Origin of the sequence: Citrobacter sp. Cf116 (assembly GCF_030336505.1) — a bacterium.
GTDB classification, from domain to species: Bacteria; Pseudomonadota; Gammaproteobacteria; order Enterobacterales; family Enterobacteriaceae; genus Citrobacter; species Citrobacter freundii.
On record NZ_JAOWEQ010000037.1, the window covers coordinates 178,926 to 197,083 of the forward strand.

At 52.2% G+C, this 18,158-nt stretch carries 16 protein-coding genes and 1 other annotated feature; of the genes, 9 read left to right on the forward strand and 7 right to left on the reverse strand.

Annotation, left to right across the window (positions count from 1 at the left end):
- Positions 1 to 6: 6 nt before the first annotated feature.
- The 4 genes from trpCF to trpL form a co-directional block, all read right to left on the reverse strand.
- Complete coding sequence (gene trpCF, locus OGV74_RS10260; RefSeq protein WP_086504959.1) at positions 7 to 1,365, reverse strand: bifunctional indole-3-glycerol-phosphate synthase TrpC/phosphoribosylanthranilate isomerase TrpF; 1,359 nt, start codon at positions 1,363 to 1,365, stop codon at positions 7 to 9.
- Between the two features lie 3 nt (positions 1,366 to 1,368).
- Entirely contained in the window at positions 1,369 to 2,964 is a 1,596-nt protein-coding gene (gene trpD, locus OGV74_RS10265; protein WP_003020639.1) for a bifunctional anthranilate synthase glutamate amidotransferase component TrpG/anthranilate phosphoribosyltransferase TrpD, read from the reverse strand.
- On the reverse strand, positions 2,964 to 4,526 hold the full coding sequence (locus tag OGV74_RS10270; protein WP_086504135.1) for an anthranilate synthase component 1: 1,563 nt from the start codon (positions 4,524 to 4,526) through the stop codon (positions 2,964 to 2,966). The genes trpD and OGV74_RS10270 overlap by 1 nt, the downstream gene beginning before the upstream one ends.
- 23 nt (positions 4,527 to 4,549) lie before the next feature.
- Positions 4,550 to 4,644 (reverse strand) — a sequence feature (Trp leader region).
- On the reverse strand, positions 4,621 to 4,665 hold the full coding sequence (gene trpL, locus OGV74_RS10275; RefSeq protein WP_191229385.1) for a trp operon leader peptide: 45 nt from the start codon (positions 4,663 to 4,665) through the stop codon (positions 4,621 to 4,623). (Overlaps the previous feature by 24 nt.)
- 135 nt (positions 4,666 to 4,800) lie before the next feature.
- On the opposite strand from trpL, the gene rnm reads away from it, so the two are divergent.
- The 3 genes from rnm (at position 4,801) to rluB (ending at position 7,272) form a co-directional block, all read left to right on the forward strand.
- Complete coding sequence (gene rnm / locus OGV74_RS10280; RefSeq protein WP_086504134.1) at positions 4,801 to 5,679, forward strand: RNase RNM; 879 nt, start codon at positions 4,801 to 4,803, stop codon at positions 5,677 to 5,679.
- A complete protein-coding gene (locus OGV74_RS10285; protein WP_003020628.1) occupies positions 5,676 to 6,296 on the forward strand; it encodes an L-threonylcarbamoyladenylate synthase in 621 nt (206 codons plus the stop codon). Before rnm ends, OGV74_RS10285 begins: the two co-directional genes overlap by 4 nt.
- 100 nt (positions 6,297 to 6,396) lie before the next feature.
- Positions 6,397 to 7,272, forward strand: coding sequence for a 23S rRNA pseudouridine(2605) synthase RluB (gene rluB, locus OGV74_RS10290; protein ID WP_003020625.1), 876 nt, complete (start codon positions 6,397 to 6,399; stop codon positions 7,270 to 7,272).
- Between the two features lie 83 nt (positions 7,273 to 7,355).
- Here the strand turns inward: rluB and cobO are convergent, their stop codons facing one another.
- Together cobO and OGV74_RS10300 are read right to left on the reverse strand one after the other, a co-directional pair.
- Positions 7,356 to 7,946 (reverse strand): cob(I)yrinic acid a,c-diamide adenosyltransferase, encoded by a 591-nt coding sequence (gene cobO, locus OGV74_RS10295; RefSeq protein ID WP_003840707.1) that lies wholly within the window; start codon positions 7,944 to 7,946, stop codon positions 7,356 to 7,358.
- On the reverse strand, positions 7,943 to 8,704 hold the full coding sequence (locus OGV74_RS10300) for a YciK family oxidoreductase (protein WP_003840709.1): 762 nt from the start codon (positions 8,702 to 8,704) through the stop codon (positions 7,943 to 7,945). Before OGV74_RS10300 ends, cobO begins: the two co-directional genes overlap by 4 nt.
- A gap of 221 nt (positions 8,705 to 8,925) precedes the next feature.
- Here OGV74_RS10300 and sohB point away from each other — a divergent pair, with 221 nt between their 5' ends.
- Complete coding sequence (sohB, locus tag OGV74_RS10305) at positions 8,926 to 9,972, forward strand: protease SohB (RefSeq protein WP_003843986.1); 1,047 nt, start codon at positions 8,926 to 8,928, stop codon at positions 9,970 to 9,972.
- 110 nt (positions 9,973 to 10,082) lie between these two features.
- Here sohB and OGV74_RS10310 read toward each other — a convergent pair whose 3' ends face one another.
- Positions 10,083 to 10,334, reverse strand: a complete 252-nt coding sequence (locus OGV74_RS10310) for a YciN family protein (RefSeq protein WP_003020616.1) — start codon at positions 10,332 to 10,334, stop codon at positions 10,083 to 10,085.
- A 398-nt stretch (positions 10,335 to 10,732) separates the two neighbouring features.
- Between OGV74_RS10310 and topA the strand changes: the two genes are divergently transcribed.
- The 5 genes from topA to acnA all read left to right on the forward strand — a co-directional run bounded on the left by topA (position 10,733) and on the right by acnA (position 18,122).
- Positions 10,733 to 13,330 carry a type I DNA topoisomerase gene (gene topA, locus OGV74_RS10315; protein ID WP_286520757.1) on the forward strand — a complete coding sequence of 866 codons (2,598 nt, stop codon included), beginning with the start codon at positions 10,733 to 10,735 and terminating at the stop codon, positions 13,328 to 13,330.
- 208 nt (positions 13,331 to 13,538) lie between these two features.
- Positions 13,539 to 14,513, forward strand: coding sequence for an HTH-type transcriptional regulator CysB (gene cysB, locus OGV74_RS10320; protein WP_003020610.1), 975 nt, complete (start codon positions 13,539 to 13,541; stop codon positions 14,511 to 14,513).
- 314 nt (positions 14,514 to 14,827) lie between these two features.
- Positions 14,828 to 14,968: a YmiA family putative membrane protein gene (locus OGV74_RS10325; RefSeq protein WP_213083937.1), complete on the forward strand. Its 141-nt coding sequence runs from the start codon at positions 14,828 to 14,830 to the stop codon at positions 14,966 to 14,968.
- 2 nt (positions 14,969 to 14,970) lie between these two features.
- On the forward strand, positions 14,971 to 15,141 hold the full coding sequence (locus OGV74_RS10330; protein ID WP_008322403.1) for a YciX family protein: 171 nt from the start codon (positions 14,971 to 14,973) through the stop codon (positions 15,139 to 15,141).
- A 305-nt stretch (positions 15,142 to 15,446) separates the two neighbouring features.
- Positions 15,447 to 18,122 carry an aconitate hydratase AcnA gene (gene acnA, locus OGV74_RS10335; RefSeq protein WP_048217842.1) on the forward strand — a complete coding sequence of 892 codons (2,676 nt, stop codon included), beginning with the start codon at positions 15,447 to 15,449 and terminating at the stop codon, positions 18,120 to 18,122.
- Positions 18,123 to 18,158: the final 36 nt, after the last annotated feature.

The following is an 18,158-nucleotide window of genomic DNA, read 5'->3' on the forward strand; positions in this document are numbered from 1 at the left end:
TTTTCCTTAATATGCGCGCAGCGTCTGAAAGACCGAAGCCAGAAGACGTGCATCTTTGATGCCCGGCTGTGACTCTACGCCAGAATTGAAATCGAGACCGGCACAGCCGGTTTTTGCCGCGTCAACGCAGTTATCTGCGCCCAGTCCGCCAGCCAGTAATACGTTATCCAGCGATTGTCCGCCTAAAAGTGACCAGTCGAAGCGTTGCCCGCTGCCGCCCTGACCGTTGTCGAATACGTATTTATCGACATGCTGATAATCCCGGGCTGACAACTTATCGCTGACGCTGAGCGCCTTCCAGATTTGTACCTGTGCGGGTAGCGCATTGCGTAGCGTGTCTACGTAGGCCTGATCTTCGCTACCATGCAGTTGCACGGCCGTGAGTCCCAGAGCAGCTACTGTTTCACGTACGTCGATAATATCTGTGTTGCGAAACACCCCGACATATTGCAGCGGCGCGCCGGTCATGACCTCTCGCGCTTGCTCAACGCTAACCGCGCGTGGCGATGTGGGTACAAAAATCAGTCCGCCATAAATCGCGCCGGATTTATACGCCGCGTTGGCATCCTGAGCCCGGGTTAAACCGCAGACTTTATTCTCGCCGAGCAGTACGCGACGCACGGCGGCGTGCAGATCATCATGCGACATCAGCGCGGAACCAATCAGAAAACCGTTGGCGAAGTGGCTGAGCTCGCGCACCTGACCATAGGTATTGATCCCGGACTCGCTGATGACGGTCACACCGTGGCCCAGTCGCGGCGCAAGCTGGCGGGTGCGATTCAAATCAATCGACAAGTCGCGTAAATCGCGGTTGTTGATACCAACGACTTTGGCGCCCAGTGCGATAGCACGCTCCAGCTCTTCTTCGTTGCTGACTTCGGTCAGTACGCCCATTTTCAGGCTGTGGGCGACGGCGGCGAGTTGACGATATTGTTCATCATCGAGGACCGACAGCATCAACAAACAGGCGTCCGCCTGGTAGAAACGCGCCAGGTAAATCTGGTAAGGATCGATAATAAAGTCCTTACACAGAACAGGTTGCGGCGCGATGCGGCTGACGATAGACAGGAAATCAAAACTGCCCTGGAAATATTTCTCATCGGTCAGTACGGAAATCGCGGAAGCATAATGTTTATATACGCCCGCAATCTGTGCCGGATCGAAGTCATCACGGATCACGCCTTTTGACGGAGATGCTTTTTTACATTCCAGAATAAAGGCGGTGCGCGCACCTTGCAGCGCATCGTAGAAATCACGAGAGCTGGGTTGAACATCATTTTGAAAGCTGCCCAGCGGTTGTTGCTGTTTGCGGGCTTCTACCCAAATCGCCTTGTCTGCGACAATTTTCGCTAAAACGGTTTGCATCATTTACCCTCTTGCTGCCAGTGCAGTGACACGGTCATAGGCCGCACCGCTGCGCAGTACATTAATCACGGTTTGCGCATTGGCTTTCAAATCTTCTTCACCGTGCAAGCGCATTAACATGGCGACATTCGCGGCAACAGCGGCTTCATGAGCGGCTTCACCTTTACCTTGTAACAAGCGACTAAGAATGTCACGGTTTTCTTCCGGCGTGCCGCCAGCCAGCTGTTCCTGGTGGTAAGGCGTCAGGCCAAAGTCTTCTGCCGTCAGTTGATAACTCTTGATTTCCCCATCGTGCAGCTCTGCCACAATGGTCGGTGCATGCAGCGAAACTTCGTCCATGCCACCACTGTGCACTACGGCTGCCCGCTGATATCCGAGCACGCGCAGCGTTTCGGCAATCGGCAGCACCAGCTCCGGGCTGTAAACGCCGATCAGCGCCAGCGGCGGATGTGCCGGGTTAATCAACGGGCCGAGCACGTTAAACAGCGTGCGGGTTTTCAACTGCTGGCGTACCGGCATGGCATGGCGAAAACCGGTGTGGTATTTCGGCGCAAACAGAAAGCACACGCCGAGATCGTCAAGCGCCTGACGGGATTTGTCGGCGTTCATATCCAGATTGATGCCAAATGCCGCTAACAGATCCGAAGAGCCTGACTTGCTGGAGACGCTGCGGTTGCCGTGTTTGGCAACTTTCAGTCCGCAAGCCGCTGCAACAAAGGCGCTCGCGGTAGAAATATTGATGCTGTTGCTGCCGTCGCCGCCGGTACCGACAATATCGGCAAACAGATAATCAGGACGCGGGAACGGAGCGGCGTTTTCCAGTAGCGCGGTTGCCGCACCGGCAATTTCATTCGGGTGTTCACCACGAATTTTCATGCTCACCAGCGCCGCAGCCAGTTGTTCCGGCTTCAGTTCACCGCGGACCACGGCGGAGAACAGCTGGTGGCTTTCCTGCTGGGACAGCGTCTGCGCCTGGTACAGTTTCTCCAGAATTGGTTGCAACGTATTGGTTTGTTCAAGCTTCTGTTGCGCCCAGGCCAGCGTTTGTTCCAGCAAACGCGCGCCCTGGGTGGTCAGAATGGATTCCGGATGGAACTGGAAGCCGCAGACGCGATCGGTATCGTGACGCACCGCCATCACCATGCCGTTAAAGTGGGCGTTAATGGTTAATCCTGCCGGAACGTTGCTGCCAACCAGCGAATGATAGCGTGCCACCGGCAGCGGATTAGCCAGACCAGCAAACATTGCCTGACCGTCGTGTTCAATGCTGGACGCTTTGCCGTGCAGGATTTCTCCAGCCTGGCCCACATATCCACCATAGGCCTCAACAATGGCCTGATGTCCCAGACAAATGCCGATGATTGGCAGCTTGCCTCGCAGACGGGTTAACAGCTCCGGCATGCAACCTGCTTCGCTTGGCGCACCTGGGCCTGGAGAGAGCATCAGCACAGGATTTTTCATCGTTGCTAAGCGGTCAATCAACGTCTGGGCCGGAATATGGTTGCGGTAAATCACCACGTTGTGACCATTAGTACGCAGCTGATCCGCCAGGTTATAGGTAAAAGAGTCGATATTATCGAGCAGCAGAATGTCAGCCATTAGAAGGTCTCCTGTGCGTGGTGCGCGGTGGCGATAGCACGCAGAACCGCGCGCGCTTTATTACGGGTTTCATCGGCTTCAGACTGCGGTACAGAATCCAGAACAATCCCGGCACCGGCTTGTACGGTGGCAATACCGTCTTCCACGAGGGCGGAACGAATGACAATACAGGTATCCAGATCGCCATGAGCCGTGAAGTAACCTACCGCGCCGCCGTAGCTGCCACGGCGACGACCTTCTGCCTCGGCGATAAGCTGCATAGCGCGAACTTTTGGCGCTCCGCTTAACGTGCCCATATTCATACAGGCGCGGTAAGCGTGCAGCACATCCAGATCGTTACGCAGCTCGCCGACCACGCGTGAAACCAGGTGCATAACGAAGGAGTAACGATCGACTTTGGTGAGGTCAGCAACATAGCGGCTGCCAGGCGTACAGATGCGCGCCAGGTCGTTACGTGCAAGGTCAACCAGCATCAGGTGCTCAGAAAGCTCTTTATGGTCGGTACGCATTTCCAGCTCGATACGGCTGTCAAGGTCGCGGTCAAGCGAACCGTCCGCACGACGACCGCGCGGACGAGTGCCGGCAATCGGGTAGATCTCAATCTGGCGGCTGGTGGCATCGTATTTCAGCGAGCTTTCCGGGGAGGCGCCAAACAGCGTAAAATCGTTGTCCTGCATGAAAAACATGTATGGGCTGGGGTTACTTTTCTTCAGCACATAGTAGGCTGCCAGCGGTGACGGGCAGGGCAGCGAGAAACGGCGGGACGGAACCACCTGGAAAATTTCGCCCGCGCGAATCGCTTTTTGCATCCCACGCACCACGGCGCCAAACTCTTCATCGCTCTGATTGCATTCGCAGCGCATCTGCGGGACTTCAGTAACGGGCAGCGGCGGCGCAGGCTCGGTAAGCTGTTGGCTCAGCTGCGCCAGACGGGCGTTAAGACGCTGTTTCTCCGCATCATTGGGGGTAAAAACACTGGCCTGAATTCGGGTGCTTTTTTTCTGGTGGTCGATAACCATCAGCGTTTCTGCCAGATAGAAGCAGTAGTCAGGACAACGGTTGCCCGCTTCAAGCTGAGGTAAATCTTCAAAACCGGCAACCAGGTCGTAGGAAAACAGACCGCCGAAGAACATCGCTTCACGTTCTTGCACAGGAACATTCACCAGCCCCTGCAGTAAGCGAAAAGCATCAAATACGGAAAGAGAACATAAACGGGCGTCTTCATCCAACAGAGGGCTGACGGCAGGGAATCGCAGATGACGACCATTCGGCTGTTTTTCATTCTCAACGCCAGCGGGCAGGGCAGCATCCAGCAAGGGCAGCAGCGATGCGCCGTTTGTGGATAACGCCTGAATAGTGACAGTGTCACCGAGAGCGGTAATGCGCAATGCGCTGTCGACTAGCAGCAAGCTCTTCAGATCGTCTTTGCTGTCGATATCTGCAGATTCCAGCAGCAGCGTTGCCGGACGTGCGCCACACACCTGATGAAACAGCGATGTCGGATTCTCACGGTAGGCGGCATCGCAGGCAAGCAGTTCGAGTATCGGTTTTTGTGTTTGCATCGTTATTCTCATTAATTTTGTTCAAAAAAAAGCCCGCTCATTAGGCGGGCCGGGTATCTGGTTGCAAATTGCAGACGTAAGACACTGCCCGAAATCAGGAAGTGCGCCACCAACCGTGCAGAAAAAATGTTGCTTTCATTTCAGATACCTTCTTCATGTGAACTTGCGTACTAGTTAACTAGTTCGGCGGGATAAAGTCAACACCTGATTTCAGTATATTTGCCGAAACCGCTATGATGGGCGTGTTACGACATTTATTGAAACGGGAGCCGCCTTGAGCGACACGAATTACGCAGTGATTTATGACCTGCATAGTCATACTACAGCCTCCGATGGGCGATTAACCCCAGAAGCCTTAGTACACCGTGCGGTAGAGATGCGAGTCGGTACACTGGCGATCACCGATCATGACACCACGGCGGGCATTGCGGCGGCAAGAGAAGAAATTTCACGTTCGGGATTAGCGTTAAATTTGATCCCTGGTGTCGAGATATCAACTGTCTGGGAAAACCATGAGATCCATATAGTGGGTCTGAATATTGATATCACCCATCCCATGATGTGCGATTTTCTGGCGCAACAAACGGAACGTCGTCAGCAGCGTGCGCGCCTGATTGCCGAACGACTCGACAAAGCGCATATCCCCGGCGCGTGGGAAGGGGCGTTGCGCCTGGCTGATGGCGGGGCGGTTACGCGGGGCCATTTTGCGCGTTTCCTGGTGGAATGTGGCAAAGCCACAACCATGGCGGATGTCTTTAAAAAATATCTTGCCCGTGGGAAAACCGGTTACGTTCCGCCACAGTGGTGTACAATAGAACAAGCTATTGATGTCATTCATCATTCTGGCGGTAAGGCTGTTCTGGCTCATCCTGGGCGGTACGATCTTAGCGCTAAGTGGCTGAAAAGACTGGTTGCACATTTTGCTGAACATCGCGGCGACGCGATGGAAGTAGCGCAGTGTCAGCAGTCTCCCAATGAACGCACCCATCTGGCGACGCTTGCGCGTCAGCATCAATTGTGGGCATCGCAAGGGTCTGATTTTCATCTACCCTGCCCATGGATTGAGTTGGGTCGTAAACTTTGGTTGCCCGCAGGCGTAGAAGGCGTCTGGCAACTTTGGGAGCAGCCCGAGATCACAGAGAGGAAAGTATGAGCCAGTTTTTTTATATTCATCCCGAAAACCCGCAGCAGCGGCTGATCAATCAGGCCGTTGAAATCGTGCGTAAAGGTGGGGTGATCGTCTATCCAACCGATTCCGGTTATGCGTTGGGCTGCAAAATTGAAGATAAAGGCGCAATGGAGCGCATTTGCCGCATCCGTCACCTGCCGGACGGGCACAACTTTACGCTGATGTGCCGTGACCTGTCTGAACTGTCGACCTATTCGTTTGTCGACAACGTGGCCTTCCGTTTAATTAAAAACAACACGCCGGGCAACTACACCTTCATCCTGAAGGGGACGAAAGAGGTTCCGCGCCGCTTGTTGCAAGAAAAACGTAAGACCATCGGCCTGCGTGTACCCTCAAACCCGATAGCACTGGCGCTGCTTGAAGCGCTGGGCGAGCCGATGCTCTCCACGTCACTGATGCTGCCGGGTAGTGAATTTACCGAGTCAGATCCGGAAGAAATTAAAGACCGCCTGGAAAAACAGGTGGATTTAATTATCCACGGCGGATATCTCGGCCAGCAGCCGACCACGGTCATTGATTTAACCGACGATTCTCCGGTGGTGTTGCGTGAAGGCGTCGGTGACGTTAAACCTTTCTTATAAGGGCGCGAACCGCTATACTACGCGGCCTTAAAATGGCGCTGACTGGCGCCGTTGATTCTCCTGTTCGACGCCTGTGAAGGCGACACCTAAAGGAAGCTCTATGAGCGAAAAGTTACAAAAAGTGCTGGCGCGTGCTGGCCACGGTTCTCGCCGTGAAATCGAATCTATTATTGCCGCGGGTCGCGTGAGCGTTGATGGCAAAATTGCCACGCTCGGCGATCGCGTTGAAGTCACTCCGGGTCTGAAAATCCGTATCGACGGTCATCTGATTTCGGTTAAAGAGTCTGCGGAGCAAATCTGCCGTGTTCTGGCCTATTACAAGCCAGAAGGCGAACTGTGTACCCGAAACGACCCAGAAGGTCGTCCGACCGTGTTTGATCGTTTACCAAAACTGCGTGATGCGCGCTGGATTGCCGTAGGGCGTCTGGACGTGAATACCTGCGGTTTACTGCTGTTTACCACCGATGGTGAATTGGCTAACCGTCTGATGCACCCAAGCCGCGAAGTTGAGCGTGAATATGCGGTACGTGTGTTTGGTCAGGTTGATGATGCAAAACTGCGCGATCTGAGTCGTGGCGTGCAGCTGGAAGATGGTCCGGCGGCATTTAAAACGATCAAGTTCAGCGGTGGTGAAGGGATCAACCAGTGGTATAACGTCACGCTGACCGAAGGGCGTAACCGTGAAGTCCGCCGCCTGTGGGAAGCTGTAGGTGTACAGGTAAGCCGTCTGATTCGTGTCCGTTACGGTGATATCCCGCTGCCGAAAGGCCTGCCGCGTGGTGGCTGGACAGAGCTTGATCTTGCTCAGACCAACTATCTGCGTGAACTGGTGGAGCTGAAGCCGGAAACGACTTCTAAAGTGGCCGTCGAGAAAGATCGTCGTCGCATGAAGGCGAATCAGATCCGTCGTGCGGTGAAGCGCCACTCTCAGGTTGGCAGCAGCCGTCGTCCGGGTGGTCGCAGCAACAACGGTTAATCATAACCCCACCTGATAAACAAAGCGCCATCAGGCGTTAGCGTGGAGCCGGATACAGCGCAAACGCCTTATCCGGCCTACACTCAATAATCGATCCCTGGTTGGGCTTTCACGCCCGCTTCAAACGCATGCTTGACCGGGCGCAGCTCGCTGACTGTATCTGCTAACTCCAGAATATCGCGATGACATCCACGGCCGGTGATAATGACCGTTTGATGGGCTGGGCGCGCGTTCAGGGCATTGATGACCTCTTCAAGCGGCAGATAGTCGTATGCCACCATGTAGGTCAGCTCATCCAGTATCACCATATCCAGTTCATCGTCGGCCAGCATCCGCTTGCCATGTTCCCACACGGCCATACAGGCTGCGGTGTCAGACTCGCGGTTCTGCGTTTCCCAGGTAAATCCTGTCGCCATAACCTGAAACTCTACGCCGTGGGGTTCAAGTAAGTTACGTTCTCCGTTTGGCCACGTACCTTTAATAAATTGTACGACGCCGACTTTTTTACCATGGCCCACCGCGCGCGTGGCGGTACCGAATGCGGCGGTGGTTTTACCCTTACCATTTCCGGTGAACACGATGATAATTCCGCGCTCATCTTTCGCTGCGGCAACGCGTGCGTCAACCCGATCTTTTACGCGCTGTTGACGTTGCTGATAGCGTTCTTCACTCATTGGGCAATTCCTGGTTTACGGCCCGGTTGGGCATCAAAAGTCATACCGGTTTTACGGCGGCTGTCATCGCCCATCAGCCACAGGTAGAGCGGCATAATATCGGCGGGAGTTTTCAATTTTTGCGGATCTTCCGTTGGGAATGCGCTGGCTCGCATGCCAGTTCGCGTCCCACCAGGATTGATACAGTTTACGCGCAGATGACGGTTTTGATACTCATCAGCCAGAACCTGCATCATCCCTTCGGTCGCAAATTTTGAGGTGGCATATGCTCCCCAATTGGCGCGTCCCTGGCGACCGACACTGGAAGAGGTAAAGACCAGCGATCCGGCATCGGATTTGAGTAACAACGGCAGCAATGCCTGAGTCAGCATAAAAGTGGCATTTACATTTACCTGCATCACATCCTGCCAGATCTGCGGGTTTTGTTCACTCATTGGACAAATATCGCCGAGTAATCCGGCGTTATGCAGTACGCCATCCAGACGCGGGAAATGTGCAGCAATGCGCTGCGCAAGCTGGTGACATTCTTCAGAGGTACAGGTCAGTAGATCCAGTGTAAACCACTGTGGTTGTGTTCCGTTTTCATCGGCGATAGTGCGGGCAACCTGACGCAGTTTTTCTTCGTTACGCCCATGCAGGATAACTGTCGCGCCATAGCGTGCATAGGTCTGCGCGGCCTCGCGTCCGATACCATCGCTGGCACCGGTGATAAGAATAATGCGGCCCTGTAGAAGGTCTTGTTTAGGTTGGTAATGCACGGCAACTCCTCGGCGACGTCCTGGATATCTCGTTCGCGATAACTTTTGGGCTTTATGCCTTAAACCCTGTACTTTTTCAATCAGCCAAAGGCAATAACACCGCAAAATAAACGCTTTGTCATGCTTTTTACTGATTCAGCACTGGATGTATGAAGCAAGACGAGGTGACACGCCTGTTGTACACTGAGCGGAAGTCGCGTTGTTTAACCAAGGTGGATCTCGTGGAATTGTTGTCTGAATATGGGTTGTTTTTGGCAAAAATTGTCACTGTCGTGGTGGCTATTGCAGTGGTGGTGATGCTGATCGTAAACGCGACACAACGCAAACGTCAGCGTGGGGAATTGAGGGTTATTAACCTCAGCGATCAATATAAAGAGATGAAGGAAGACCTGTCGCTAGCCTTATTGGATGGGCATCAGCAAAAATTCTGGCATAAGGCGCAGAAAAAGAAACAAAAGCTGGAGGCGAAAGCGGCTAAGGCAAAAGCGAAACTGGGTGACAGTACGTCATCAGATAAACCTCGTGTATGGGTGCTTGATTTTAAAGGCAGTATGGATGCCCATGAGGTCAGCGCATTACGCGAAGAGGTGACGGCTGTGCTGGCGGTTGTTAAACCTCAGGATCAAGTGGTGGTTCGTCTGGAAAGTCCGGGTGGTGTGGTACATGGTTATGGCCTGGCTGCGTCCCAGTTACAACGTCTGCGCGATAAGCAGATCCCGCTGACCGTTACGGTAGATAAAGTCGCTGCGAGCGGCGGATATATGATGGCCTGCGTGGCGGATAAAATTGTCTCGGCACCGTTTGCTATCGTCGGCTCAATTGGCGTGGTGGCGCAGATCCCGAACTTTAACCGCTTCCTGAAAGGGAAAGATATTGATATCGAACTGCACACCGCCGGACAGTATAAGCGTACGTTGACCTTACTCGGTGAAAACACGGAAGAAGGGCGGCAGAAATTCCGCGAAGATCTGAACGAAACGCATCATCTGTTTAAAGATTTTGTGCAGCGCATGCGTCCGACTCTGGACATTGAGCAGGTTGCCACCGGTGAACACTGGTTTGGTCAACAGGCGCTGGCAAATGGGCTGGTGGATGAGATCAATACCAGCGATGAGGTGATCCTCGGGCTGATGGAAGGTCGTGAAGTGTTGAACGTTCGCTATCTGCAGCGTAAAAAGCTGATGGATCGTTTCACCGGTAGTGCGGCGGAGAGCGCCGATCGTTTGCTGATGCGCTGGTGGCAGCGGGGGCAGAAGCCACTGATGTAAAATTGTCATTGCCGGATAGCGATGCTCACATATCTCCTATCCGGCCTACAAATATGCATCAATATAGGCTGGATAAGGCGATGCCGCCATCCGGCAAATTATTACTCGTGTTAATCGATCAAGTGATACTTTTCGGAAAGTACGTGCGCCAGGTGTTTAAACATATTAAACACCGCCGTACTTTTGGGCGTTGGTAGCCCTTGTTCGTCTAAAAAGTAATCTCCGCTGAAAACCAGCACGCCGTTTCGCTGCGTAACGCCGGTGGCGACAATCCCCGCCAGCGTGTCCTCATGCTCACGAATGATTTTGTTGGCTTCAATCAGCAGTGTTTCGCGATCGATGGGTTGAGTGTCTTTATGCATGATTTACTCCTTAAACAAGGACATTAGTCTACGCTGAGCCCGCCTTATGGGCAAATATTCCCTGACATAAATGAAGGTTTTACGACAGTGTTACAACTGGCGAGATTTGTTTTTGCATGCTAATAAAGTTGCGTAACGCATTTTATCAGGTACAGTGTGACGCTTTCGTCAATCTGGCAACAGATTTGCTTGACATTCGACCAATACTTCGTCGTGCTAGAGCGTTTGTGAGAAAAAAAGCCTGTTAACTCAGTTACATGAGAGTTACATTACAAGCGCGAATCAGTTTAAAGGGTTGATATCCGCCGACGCAGAGACCATATCGATGTCTCGTCGCCAGTGGAAGGTGAATCAACGTGCGACGCATTCTGGAAGAATCAAATTAGGTAAAGGTGAATATGGGTAAAGCTCTTGTCATCGTTGAGTCCCCGGCAAAAGCCAAAACGATCAACAAGTATCTGGGTAATGACTACGTGGTGAAATCCAGCGTCGGTCATATCCGTGATTTGCCGACCAGTGGCTCAGCAACTAAAAAGAGCGCCGACTCAACCTCCACCAAAACGGCTAAAAAGCCCAAAAAGGATGAACGTGGCGCTCTCGTCAACCGTATGGGTGTTGACCCGTGGCACAACTGGGATGCGCGCTATGAAGTGCTGCCTGGTAAAGAGAAAGTTGTTTCTGAACTGAAGCAACTGGCTGAAAAAGCCGACCACATCTATCTCGCAACTGACCTTGACCGCGAAGGGGAAGCCATTGCATGGCACCTGCGGGAAGTCATCGGTGGCGACGACACCCGCTACAGCCGCGTGGTGTTTAATGAAATTACCAAAAATGCTATTCGCCAGGCGTTTGAAAAACCGGGCGAGTTGAACATCGATCGTGTTAATGCGCAACAGGCGCGCCGCTTTATGGACCGTGTTGTGGGCTATATGGTGTCGCCACTGCTGTGGAAAAAAATTGCACGCGGTCTGTCAGCTGGTCGTGTACAGTCTGTGGCTGTGCGCCTGGTGGTTGAGCGTGAACGCGAAATCAAAGCATTTGTTCCAGAAGAGTTCTGGGAAATTGATGCTAATACGACCACGCCGGGCGGCGACGCGTTGCCGCTTGAGGTGACGCATCAAAATGATAAGCCGTTCCGTCCCGTAAATCGGGAACAAACGCTTGCCGCTGTTAGCCTGTTGGAAAAAGCGCGCTATAGCGTATTGGAACGTGAAGATAAACCGACCAGCAGCAAGCCGGGCGCACCGTTCATTACCTCCACGCTACAGCAGGCTGCGAGCACGCGTCTCGGCTTCGGTGTGAAGAAAACCATGATGATGGCGCAGCGCTTGTATGAAGCGGGTTACATCACTTACATGCGTACTGACTCAACCAACCTGAGCCAGGATGCAGTGACCATGGTTCGCGATTACATCAGCGATAATTTTGGTAAAAAATATCTGCCGGAAAACGCGAACCAGTACGCCAGCAAAGAGAACTCGCAGGAAGCGCACGAAGCTATCCGTCCTTCCGATGTCGCCGTACAGGCGGAATCGCTGAAAGATATGGAAGCTGATGCGCAAAAACTGTATCAGCTGATCTGGCGCCAGTTTGTTGCCTGTCAGATGACCCCAGCTAAATATGATTCCACCACGCTCACCGTGGGTGCGGGTGATTTCCGCCTGAAGGCGCGCGGTCGTATTCTGCGCTTCGATGGCTGGACGAAAGTGATGCCAGCGTTGCGTAAAGGCGATGAAGATCGCATCTTACCGGCGGTGGACAAAGGCGATACGCTGACGCTTATCGAACTGACGCCAGCACAGCACTTTACTAAACCGCCTGCGCGCTTCAGTGAAGCTTCGCTGGTTAAAGAGCTTGAAAAGCGTGGCATTGGTCGTCCATCTACCTATGCGTCGATCATTTCTACGATTCAGGATCGTGGTTATGTTCGCGTAGAGAACCGTCGCTTCTACGCTGAAAAAATGGGTGAAATCGTCACCGATCGTCTGGAAGAAAACTTCCGCGAACTGATGAACTACGATTTTACTGCGCAGATGGAAGATAGCCTCGACCAGGTGGCGAATAAAGAAGCCGAATGGAAGGGCGTACTCGACAACTTCTTCACTGATTTTACTCAGCAACTGGATAAAGCCGAGAAAGATCCTGAAGAAGGCGGTATGCGTCCGAACCAGATGGTGCTGACCAGCATTGATTGCCCGACCTGCGGACGCAAAATGGGTATTCGTACCGCCAGTACCGGCGTTTTCCTTGGTTGCTCCGGCTACGCACTTTCCCCGAAAGAGCGTTGCAAAACCACCATTAACCTGGTGCCGGAAAACGAAGTATTGAACGTGCTGGAAGGCGACGACGCGGAAACGAACGCATTGCGCGCCAAACGCCGCTGCCAGAAGTGCGGTACGGCAATGGACAGTTATCTTATCGATCCTAAGCGTAAATTGCATGTGTGTGGTAATAACCCAACCTGCGACGGCTACGAGATCGAAGAGGGCGAGTTCCGTATCAAGGGTTATGACGGTCCTATCGTCGAGTGCGAAAAATGTGGTTCTGAAATGCACCTGAAAATGGGACGTTTCGGCAAGTTCATGGCGTGTACTAACGACGAGTGCAAAAACACCCGTAAGATCCTGCGTAACGGTGAAGTCGCTCCGCCGAAAGAAGACCCGGTTCCGTTGCCGGAACTGCCGTGTGAAAAATCTGACGCGTATTTCGTGTTACGTGATGGTGCTGCAGGTATCTTCCTGGCGGCCAATACGTTCCCGAAATCACGTGAGACTCGTGCGCCGTTGGTGGAAGAGTTGTACCGCTTCCGCGATCGCCTGCCGGAAAAACTGCGTTATCTGGCAGATGCGCCGCAAACTGATCCGGATGGTAACAAGTCCATGGTTCGTTTCAGCCGTAAAACCAAGCAGCAATACGTTGCCGCTGAGAAAGACGGTAAGGCGACTGGCTGGTCCGCGTTCTTCGTTGACGGCAAATGGGTAGAAGGGAAGAAATAACAGCGTTTCGGCTGAATTTCTCCTCAAAGGGTCGCGTAAGCGGCCCTTTTTGTTTCTCGCATATTATTTTTTGTCATACCTATACAGCGTACATATAAATGATATAGTGGTTATAGTTAACAGACTTTTTATTATTAAATCGTATTAGCAGCGCCCGCGAGCCTGCACTGAAACGATGATTTGATGGCGCGAATCGGGATGGCATAACATGAAATTACAGCAGCTTCGCTACATTGTTGAGGTGGTGAACCACAACCTTAATGTCTCCTCAACAGCGGAAGGGCTTTATACCTCGCAGCCTGGTATCAGTAAGCAAGTTCGTATGCTGGAAGATGAACTTGGCATCCAGATTTTCGCCCGTAGCGGTAAGCACCTGACGCAGGTTACGCCAGCAGGGCAGGAAGTTATTCGTATTGCGCGAGAAGTTCTGTCGAAGGTGGATGCCATTAAGTCCGTTGCTGGCGAACATACCTGGCCGGACAAAGGCTCGTTATATATCGCCACTACGCATACTCAGGCGCGTTACGCTTTGCCGAACGTGATTAAAGGTTTTATTGAGCGCTATCCTCGCGTCTCATTGCATATGCACCAGGGATCGCCGACGCAAATCGCCGAAGCCGTTTCTAAAGGAAATGCAGATTTTGCTATCGCGACGGAAGCCTTGCACTTGTATGACGACCTGGTGATGTTGCCTTGCTATCACTGGAACCGCTCGATCGTCGTCACGCCGGATCATCCGTTGGCGGGAAAATCTTCGGTTTCTATTGAGGAACTGGCACAGTATCCGCTGGTGACCTACACGTTTGGTTTTACCGGACGCTCGGAGCTGGACACCGCGTTTAACCGCGCGGGTCTGGAGCCACGTATTGTCTTTACCGCGACCGATGCTGATGTCATTAAAACCTATGTCCGTCTGGGCCTTGGCGTGGGTGTGATTGCCAGTATGGCGGTTGATCCTGTTTCCGATCCTGACCTGGTACGCGTGGATGCTCACGATATCTTCAGCCATAGCACCACCAAAATTGGTTTTCGTCGCAGCACCTTCTTACGCAGTTACATGTATGATTTCATTCAACGTTTCGCGCCGCATTTGACGCGTGATGTGGTGGACACGGCGGTGGCGCTGCGTTCCAACGATGATATTGAAGCCATGTTTAAAGATATTAAATTGCCTGAGAAATAATAACGGCTGTAACCTCGTCGGTATCCATAAGCATAAAGCGATACCGACGGGAAACACTGAATTAATTGATAATTTACCGTGAATAAATTAACCATATATAGTTTATGGAAAAAGTTCTCTAAAGTAGTTTCAAATTAGTCAGCTTGCCAAAAATTCCTTTCAAATATTTATAACCGATCAAACAATCGATTTATTTATCAGGACGAGTCTGAAAATTAACTGGCTTTTTTTCGCCTTTTTTATTAGGATTCCTCCTATCTGATGATTAATTGTACCGATTGTTTGGTGCCTAAATGATAAGTGATTTCGATAGTATGAGGTTAGCGATGCCTTCAGGAAACCAGCCAGCACGCAGGGATCCGGTGATGAAACGTAAAGCTTGGTTCGCCGTATTTCTTGGTTCTGCGATATTCTGGATTATTGTCGCACTCGTGGCCTGGAATGTGTGGGGGTAAGTATGTCCGCACCAGAGCAGCACTCTACCGAAACGCTATCGCCTCATGACCATGAACAAGAGAGCAAAACCGTCGCAGAGAAGGGGCAGAAGGTACCCGAATCCTGGAACCTTTCTCCTGAGCAACGGGCGTTTATTGATCTGTTAACTGATGATGATGAACAGAAACAATAATTCGTACGTATTTTATAATAACGATTACCTTGTGGCCTTGAATATCGAATCATTTATCCATGTAATCGTCATCAACAACCTAATCAACGTATTATCCATTGCTCTATTGTCTGCTGAATATTCATCCTATTAATCTACACGGCTAGACCTTCCTCCTCACCATCGACCTCAGTTCGCGCTTTTATATCGCCCGCTACTTTTATCATTTTGAGTTGTTATCAAAGCGTTACATTTTGTTTGTGTTATCTTTAATACTAACCCTGAGGAAAATCAGGGGATCCAACCCTGTCATTTAAGGAGGAGCTATGTCGTCGACCCTACGAGAAGCCAGTATGGACACATTGCAGGTTAAAGATAAAACCTACCGCTACTACAGTTTACCTCTGGCCGCTAAATCACTGGGTGATATCACCCGACTACCCAAATCGCTAAAAGTGTTGCTGGAAAACCTGCTTCGTTGGCAGGATGGTAATTCCGTTACCGAAGATGATATTCATGCTCTCGCACATTGGCTGAAGACCGCCCACGCCGATCGTGAAATTGCCTATCGACCCGCTCGTGTTCTGATGCAGGATTTTACCGGCGTTCCGGCGGTGGTCGATCTTGCCGCCATGCGCGAAGCTGTGAAACGTCTGGGGGGAGATACGGCAAAAGTGAATCCGCTTTCGCCAGTGGACCTTGTCATTGACCACTCGGTAACGGTGGACCGTTTTGGTGATGATGATGCTTTCGAAGAAAACGTTCGCCTGGAAATGGAACGTAACCATGAACGTTATGTGTTCCTGAAATGGGGACAGCAGGCATTTAGTCGCTTCAGCGTTGTACCGCCGGGAACGGGGATTTGCCACCAGGTAAACCTTGAATATCTTGGCAAAGCCGTCTGGAGCGAGTTACAGGACGGTGAGTGGGTGGCTTATCCCGATACGCTGGTCGGTACCGATTCCCATACGACAATGATTAATGGTCTCGGTGTGCTGGGATGGGGCGTTGGAGGCATTGAGGCTGAAGCAGCAATGCTGGGTCAACCGGTCTCTATGCTTATCCCGGATGTCGTAGGCTTTAAACTAGTGGGCAAACTGCGGGAAGGTATCACCGCTACCGACCTGGTTTTAACCGTTACCCAGATGCTGCGTAAGCACGGCGTGGTCGGTAAATTTGTTGAATTCTATGGTGATGGCCTCGACACCTTACCGCTGGCCGATCGGGCAACCATTGCGAACATGTCACCGGAATACGGCGCAACCTGCGGTTTCTTCCCGATCGATGGCATCACTCTTGAATATATGCGTCTGAGTGGACGCAGTGAGGAGCAGGTTGAGTTGGTCAGCGCCTATGCCAAAGCGCAGGGAATGTGGCGTAATCCAGGGGATGAACCCGTATTTACCAGTTCACTGGAGCTGGATATGGGCAGTGTGGAAGCTAGCCTTGCCGGACCGAAGCGCCCGCAGGATCGGGTGGCACTGGCTGATGTTCCGAAAGCGTTTTCGGCGAGCAATGAACTCGAAGTAAATAGCTCGCTGAAAGACCGTCAGCCCGTGGACTACACCATGAGCGGCCAGCAGTATAAGCTGCCGGACGGTGCGGTGGTGATAGCAGCTATCACTTCCTGTACCAACACCTCCAACCCAAGCGTATTAATGGCGGCGGGACTGCTGGCGAAAAAAGCAGTGACACTTGGTCTGAAACGTCAGCCTTGGGTGAAAGCCTCGCTGGCGCCAGGTTCGAAGGTGGTGTCTGATTATCTGGCGCAGGCTGGGTTCACGCCGTACCTTGATGAGCTGGGATTTAACCTTGTAGGTTATGGCTGTACCACCTGTATTGGTAACTCGGGTCCGTTACCCGATCCTATCGAGACAGCCATCAAAAAAGGCGATCTCACCGTTGGCGCCGTACTTTCCGGCAACCGAAACTTTGAGGGGCGTATCCATCCGCTCGTGAAGACCAACTGGTTGGCGTCTCCGCCGCTGGTGGTGGCATATGCGCTAGCAGGGAATATGAATATCAATCTGACGAAAGATCCGTTAGGCCATGACAGAAAGGGCGATCCCGTTTATCTGAAAGATATCTGGCCGACGGCTCAGGAAATTGCCCGTGCCGTGGAGCAGGTTTCTACCGCCATGTTCCATAAAGAGTACGCTGAAGTCTTTGAAGGCACGCCAGAATGGAAAGCTATCCAGGTTGATCGGGCTGATACCTATGGTTGGCAGTCTGACTCAACTTATATCCGCTTGTCGCCGTTCTTCGATGGTATGCAGGCTACGCCGGATCCGGTCCAGGACATTCATGGTGCGCGTATCCTCGCAATGCTTGGGGATTCCGTCACCACCGACCATATTTCTCCTGCCGGCAGTATTAAGCCGGATAGCCCGGCAGGTCGTTATCTGCAAAGCCACGGCGTTGAGCGTAAAGATTTTAACTCCTATGGTTCACGCCGCGGGAATCATGAAGTGATGATGCGCGGTACCTTTGCCAATATTCGTATTCGTAATGAGATGGTACCCGGCGTGGAAGGTGGGATGACGCGTCATTTGCCGGGAACCGAGGTAGTGGCTATCTATGATGCGGCTATGCAATATCAACAGGAGAATATCCCCCTGGCGGTTATTGCCGGGAAAGAGTATGGCTCTGGCTCCAGTCGCGACTGGGCGGCAAAAGGCCCGCGCTTGCTGGGGATTCGCGTAGTTATCGCTGAGTCCTTTGAGCGAATTCACCGTTCTAACCTGATTGGTATGGGGATTTTGCCGCTGGAATTTCCGCAGGGCGTCACGCGCAAAACGCTGGGGCTAACAGGTGAGGAAGCGATCGATATTACGGACCTGCAAAACATCAAGCCGGGCGCAACAGTACCGGTGAATATGGTTCGCTCAGATGGACGTAAAGAGGTGATTTTATGCCGCTGCCGTATCGATACCGCGACGGAGCTAACTTACTACCAAAACGATGGTATTCTGCACTACGTGATTCGTAATATGTTGAATTAAAATGTATAAAGCCTGCGAGAGCAGGCTTTTTTATCG

What these genes read in the sequence shown, in the direction of transcription:
- OGV74_RS10325 (WP_213083937.1), top strand. Translation starts at nt 14,828, where the DNA reads ATGAGGTTAGCGATGCCTTCAGGAAACCAGCCAGCACGCAGGGATCCG.
- cysB (WP_003020610.1), top strand. Translation starts at nt 13,539, where the DNA reads ATGAAATTACAGCAGCTTCGCTACATTGTTGAGGTGGTGAACCACAAC.
- OGV74_RS10310 (WP_003020616.1), bottom strand. Translation starts at nt 10,334, where the DNA reads ATGCATAAAGACACTCAACCCATCGATCGCGAAACACTGCTGATTGAA.
- trpCF (WP_086504959.1), bottom strand. Translation starts at nt 1,365, where the DNA reads ATGCAAACCGTTTTAGCGAAAATTGTCGCAGACAAGGCGATTTGGGTA.
- OGV74_RS10330 (WP_008322403.1), top strand. Translation starts at nt 14,971, where the DNA reads ATGTCCGCACCAGAGCAGCACTCTACCGAAACGCTATCGCCTCATGAC.
- topA (WP_286520757.1), top strand. Translation starts at nt 10,733, where the DNA reads ATGGGTAAAGCTCTTGTCATCGTTGAGTCCCCGGCAAAAGCCAAAACG.
- OGV74_RS10285 (WP_003020628.1), top strand. Translation starts at nt 5,676, where the DNA reads ATGAGCCAGTTTTTTTATATTCATCCCGAAAACCCGCAGCAGCGGCTG.
- trpD (WP_003020639.1), bottom strand. Translation starts at nt 2,964, where the DNA reads ATGGCTGACATTCTGCTGCTCGATAATATCGACTCTTTTACCTATAAC.
- rluB (WP_003020625.1), top strand. Translation starts at nt 6,397, where the DNA reads ATGAGCGAAAAGTTACAAAAAGTGCTGGCGCGTGCTGGCCACGGTTCT.
- OGV74_RS10270 (WP_086504135.1), bottom strand. Translation starts at nt 4,526, where the DNA reads ATGCAAACACAAAAACCGATACTCGAACTGCTTGCCTGCGATGCCGCC.
- cobO (WP_003840707.1), bottom strand. Translation starts at nt 7,946, where the DNA reads ATGAGTGAAGAACGCTATCAGCAACGTCAACAGCGCGTAAAAGATCGG.
- acnA (WP_048217842.1), top strand. Translation starts at nt 15,447, where the DNA reads ATGTCGTCGACCCTACGAGAAGCCAGTATGGACACATTGCAGGTTAAA.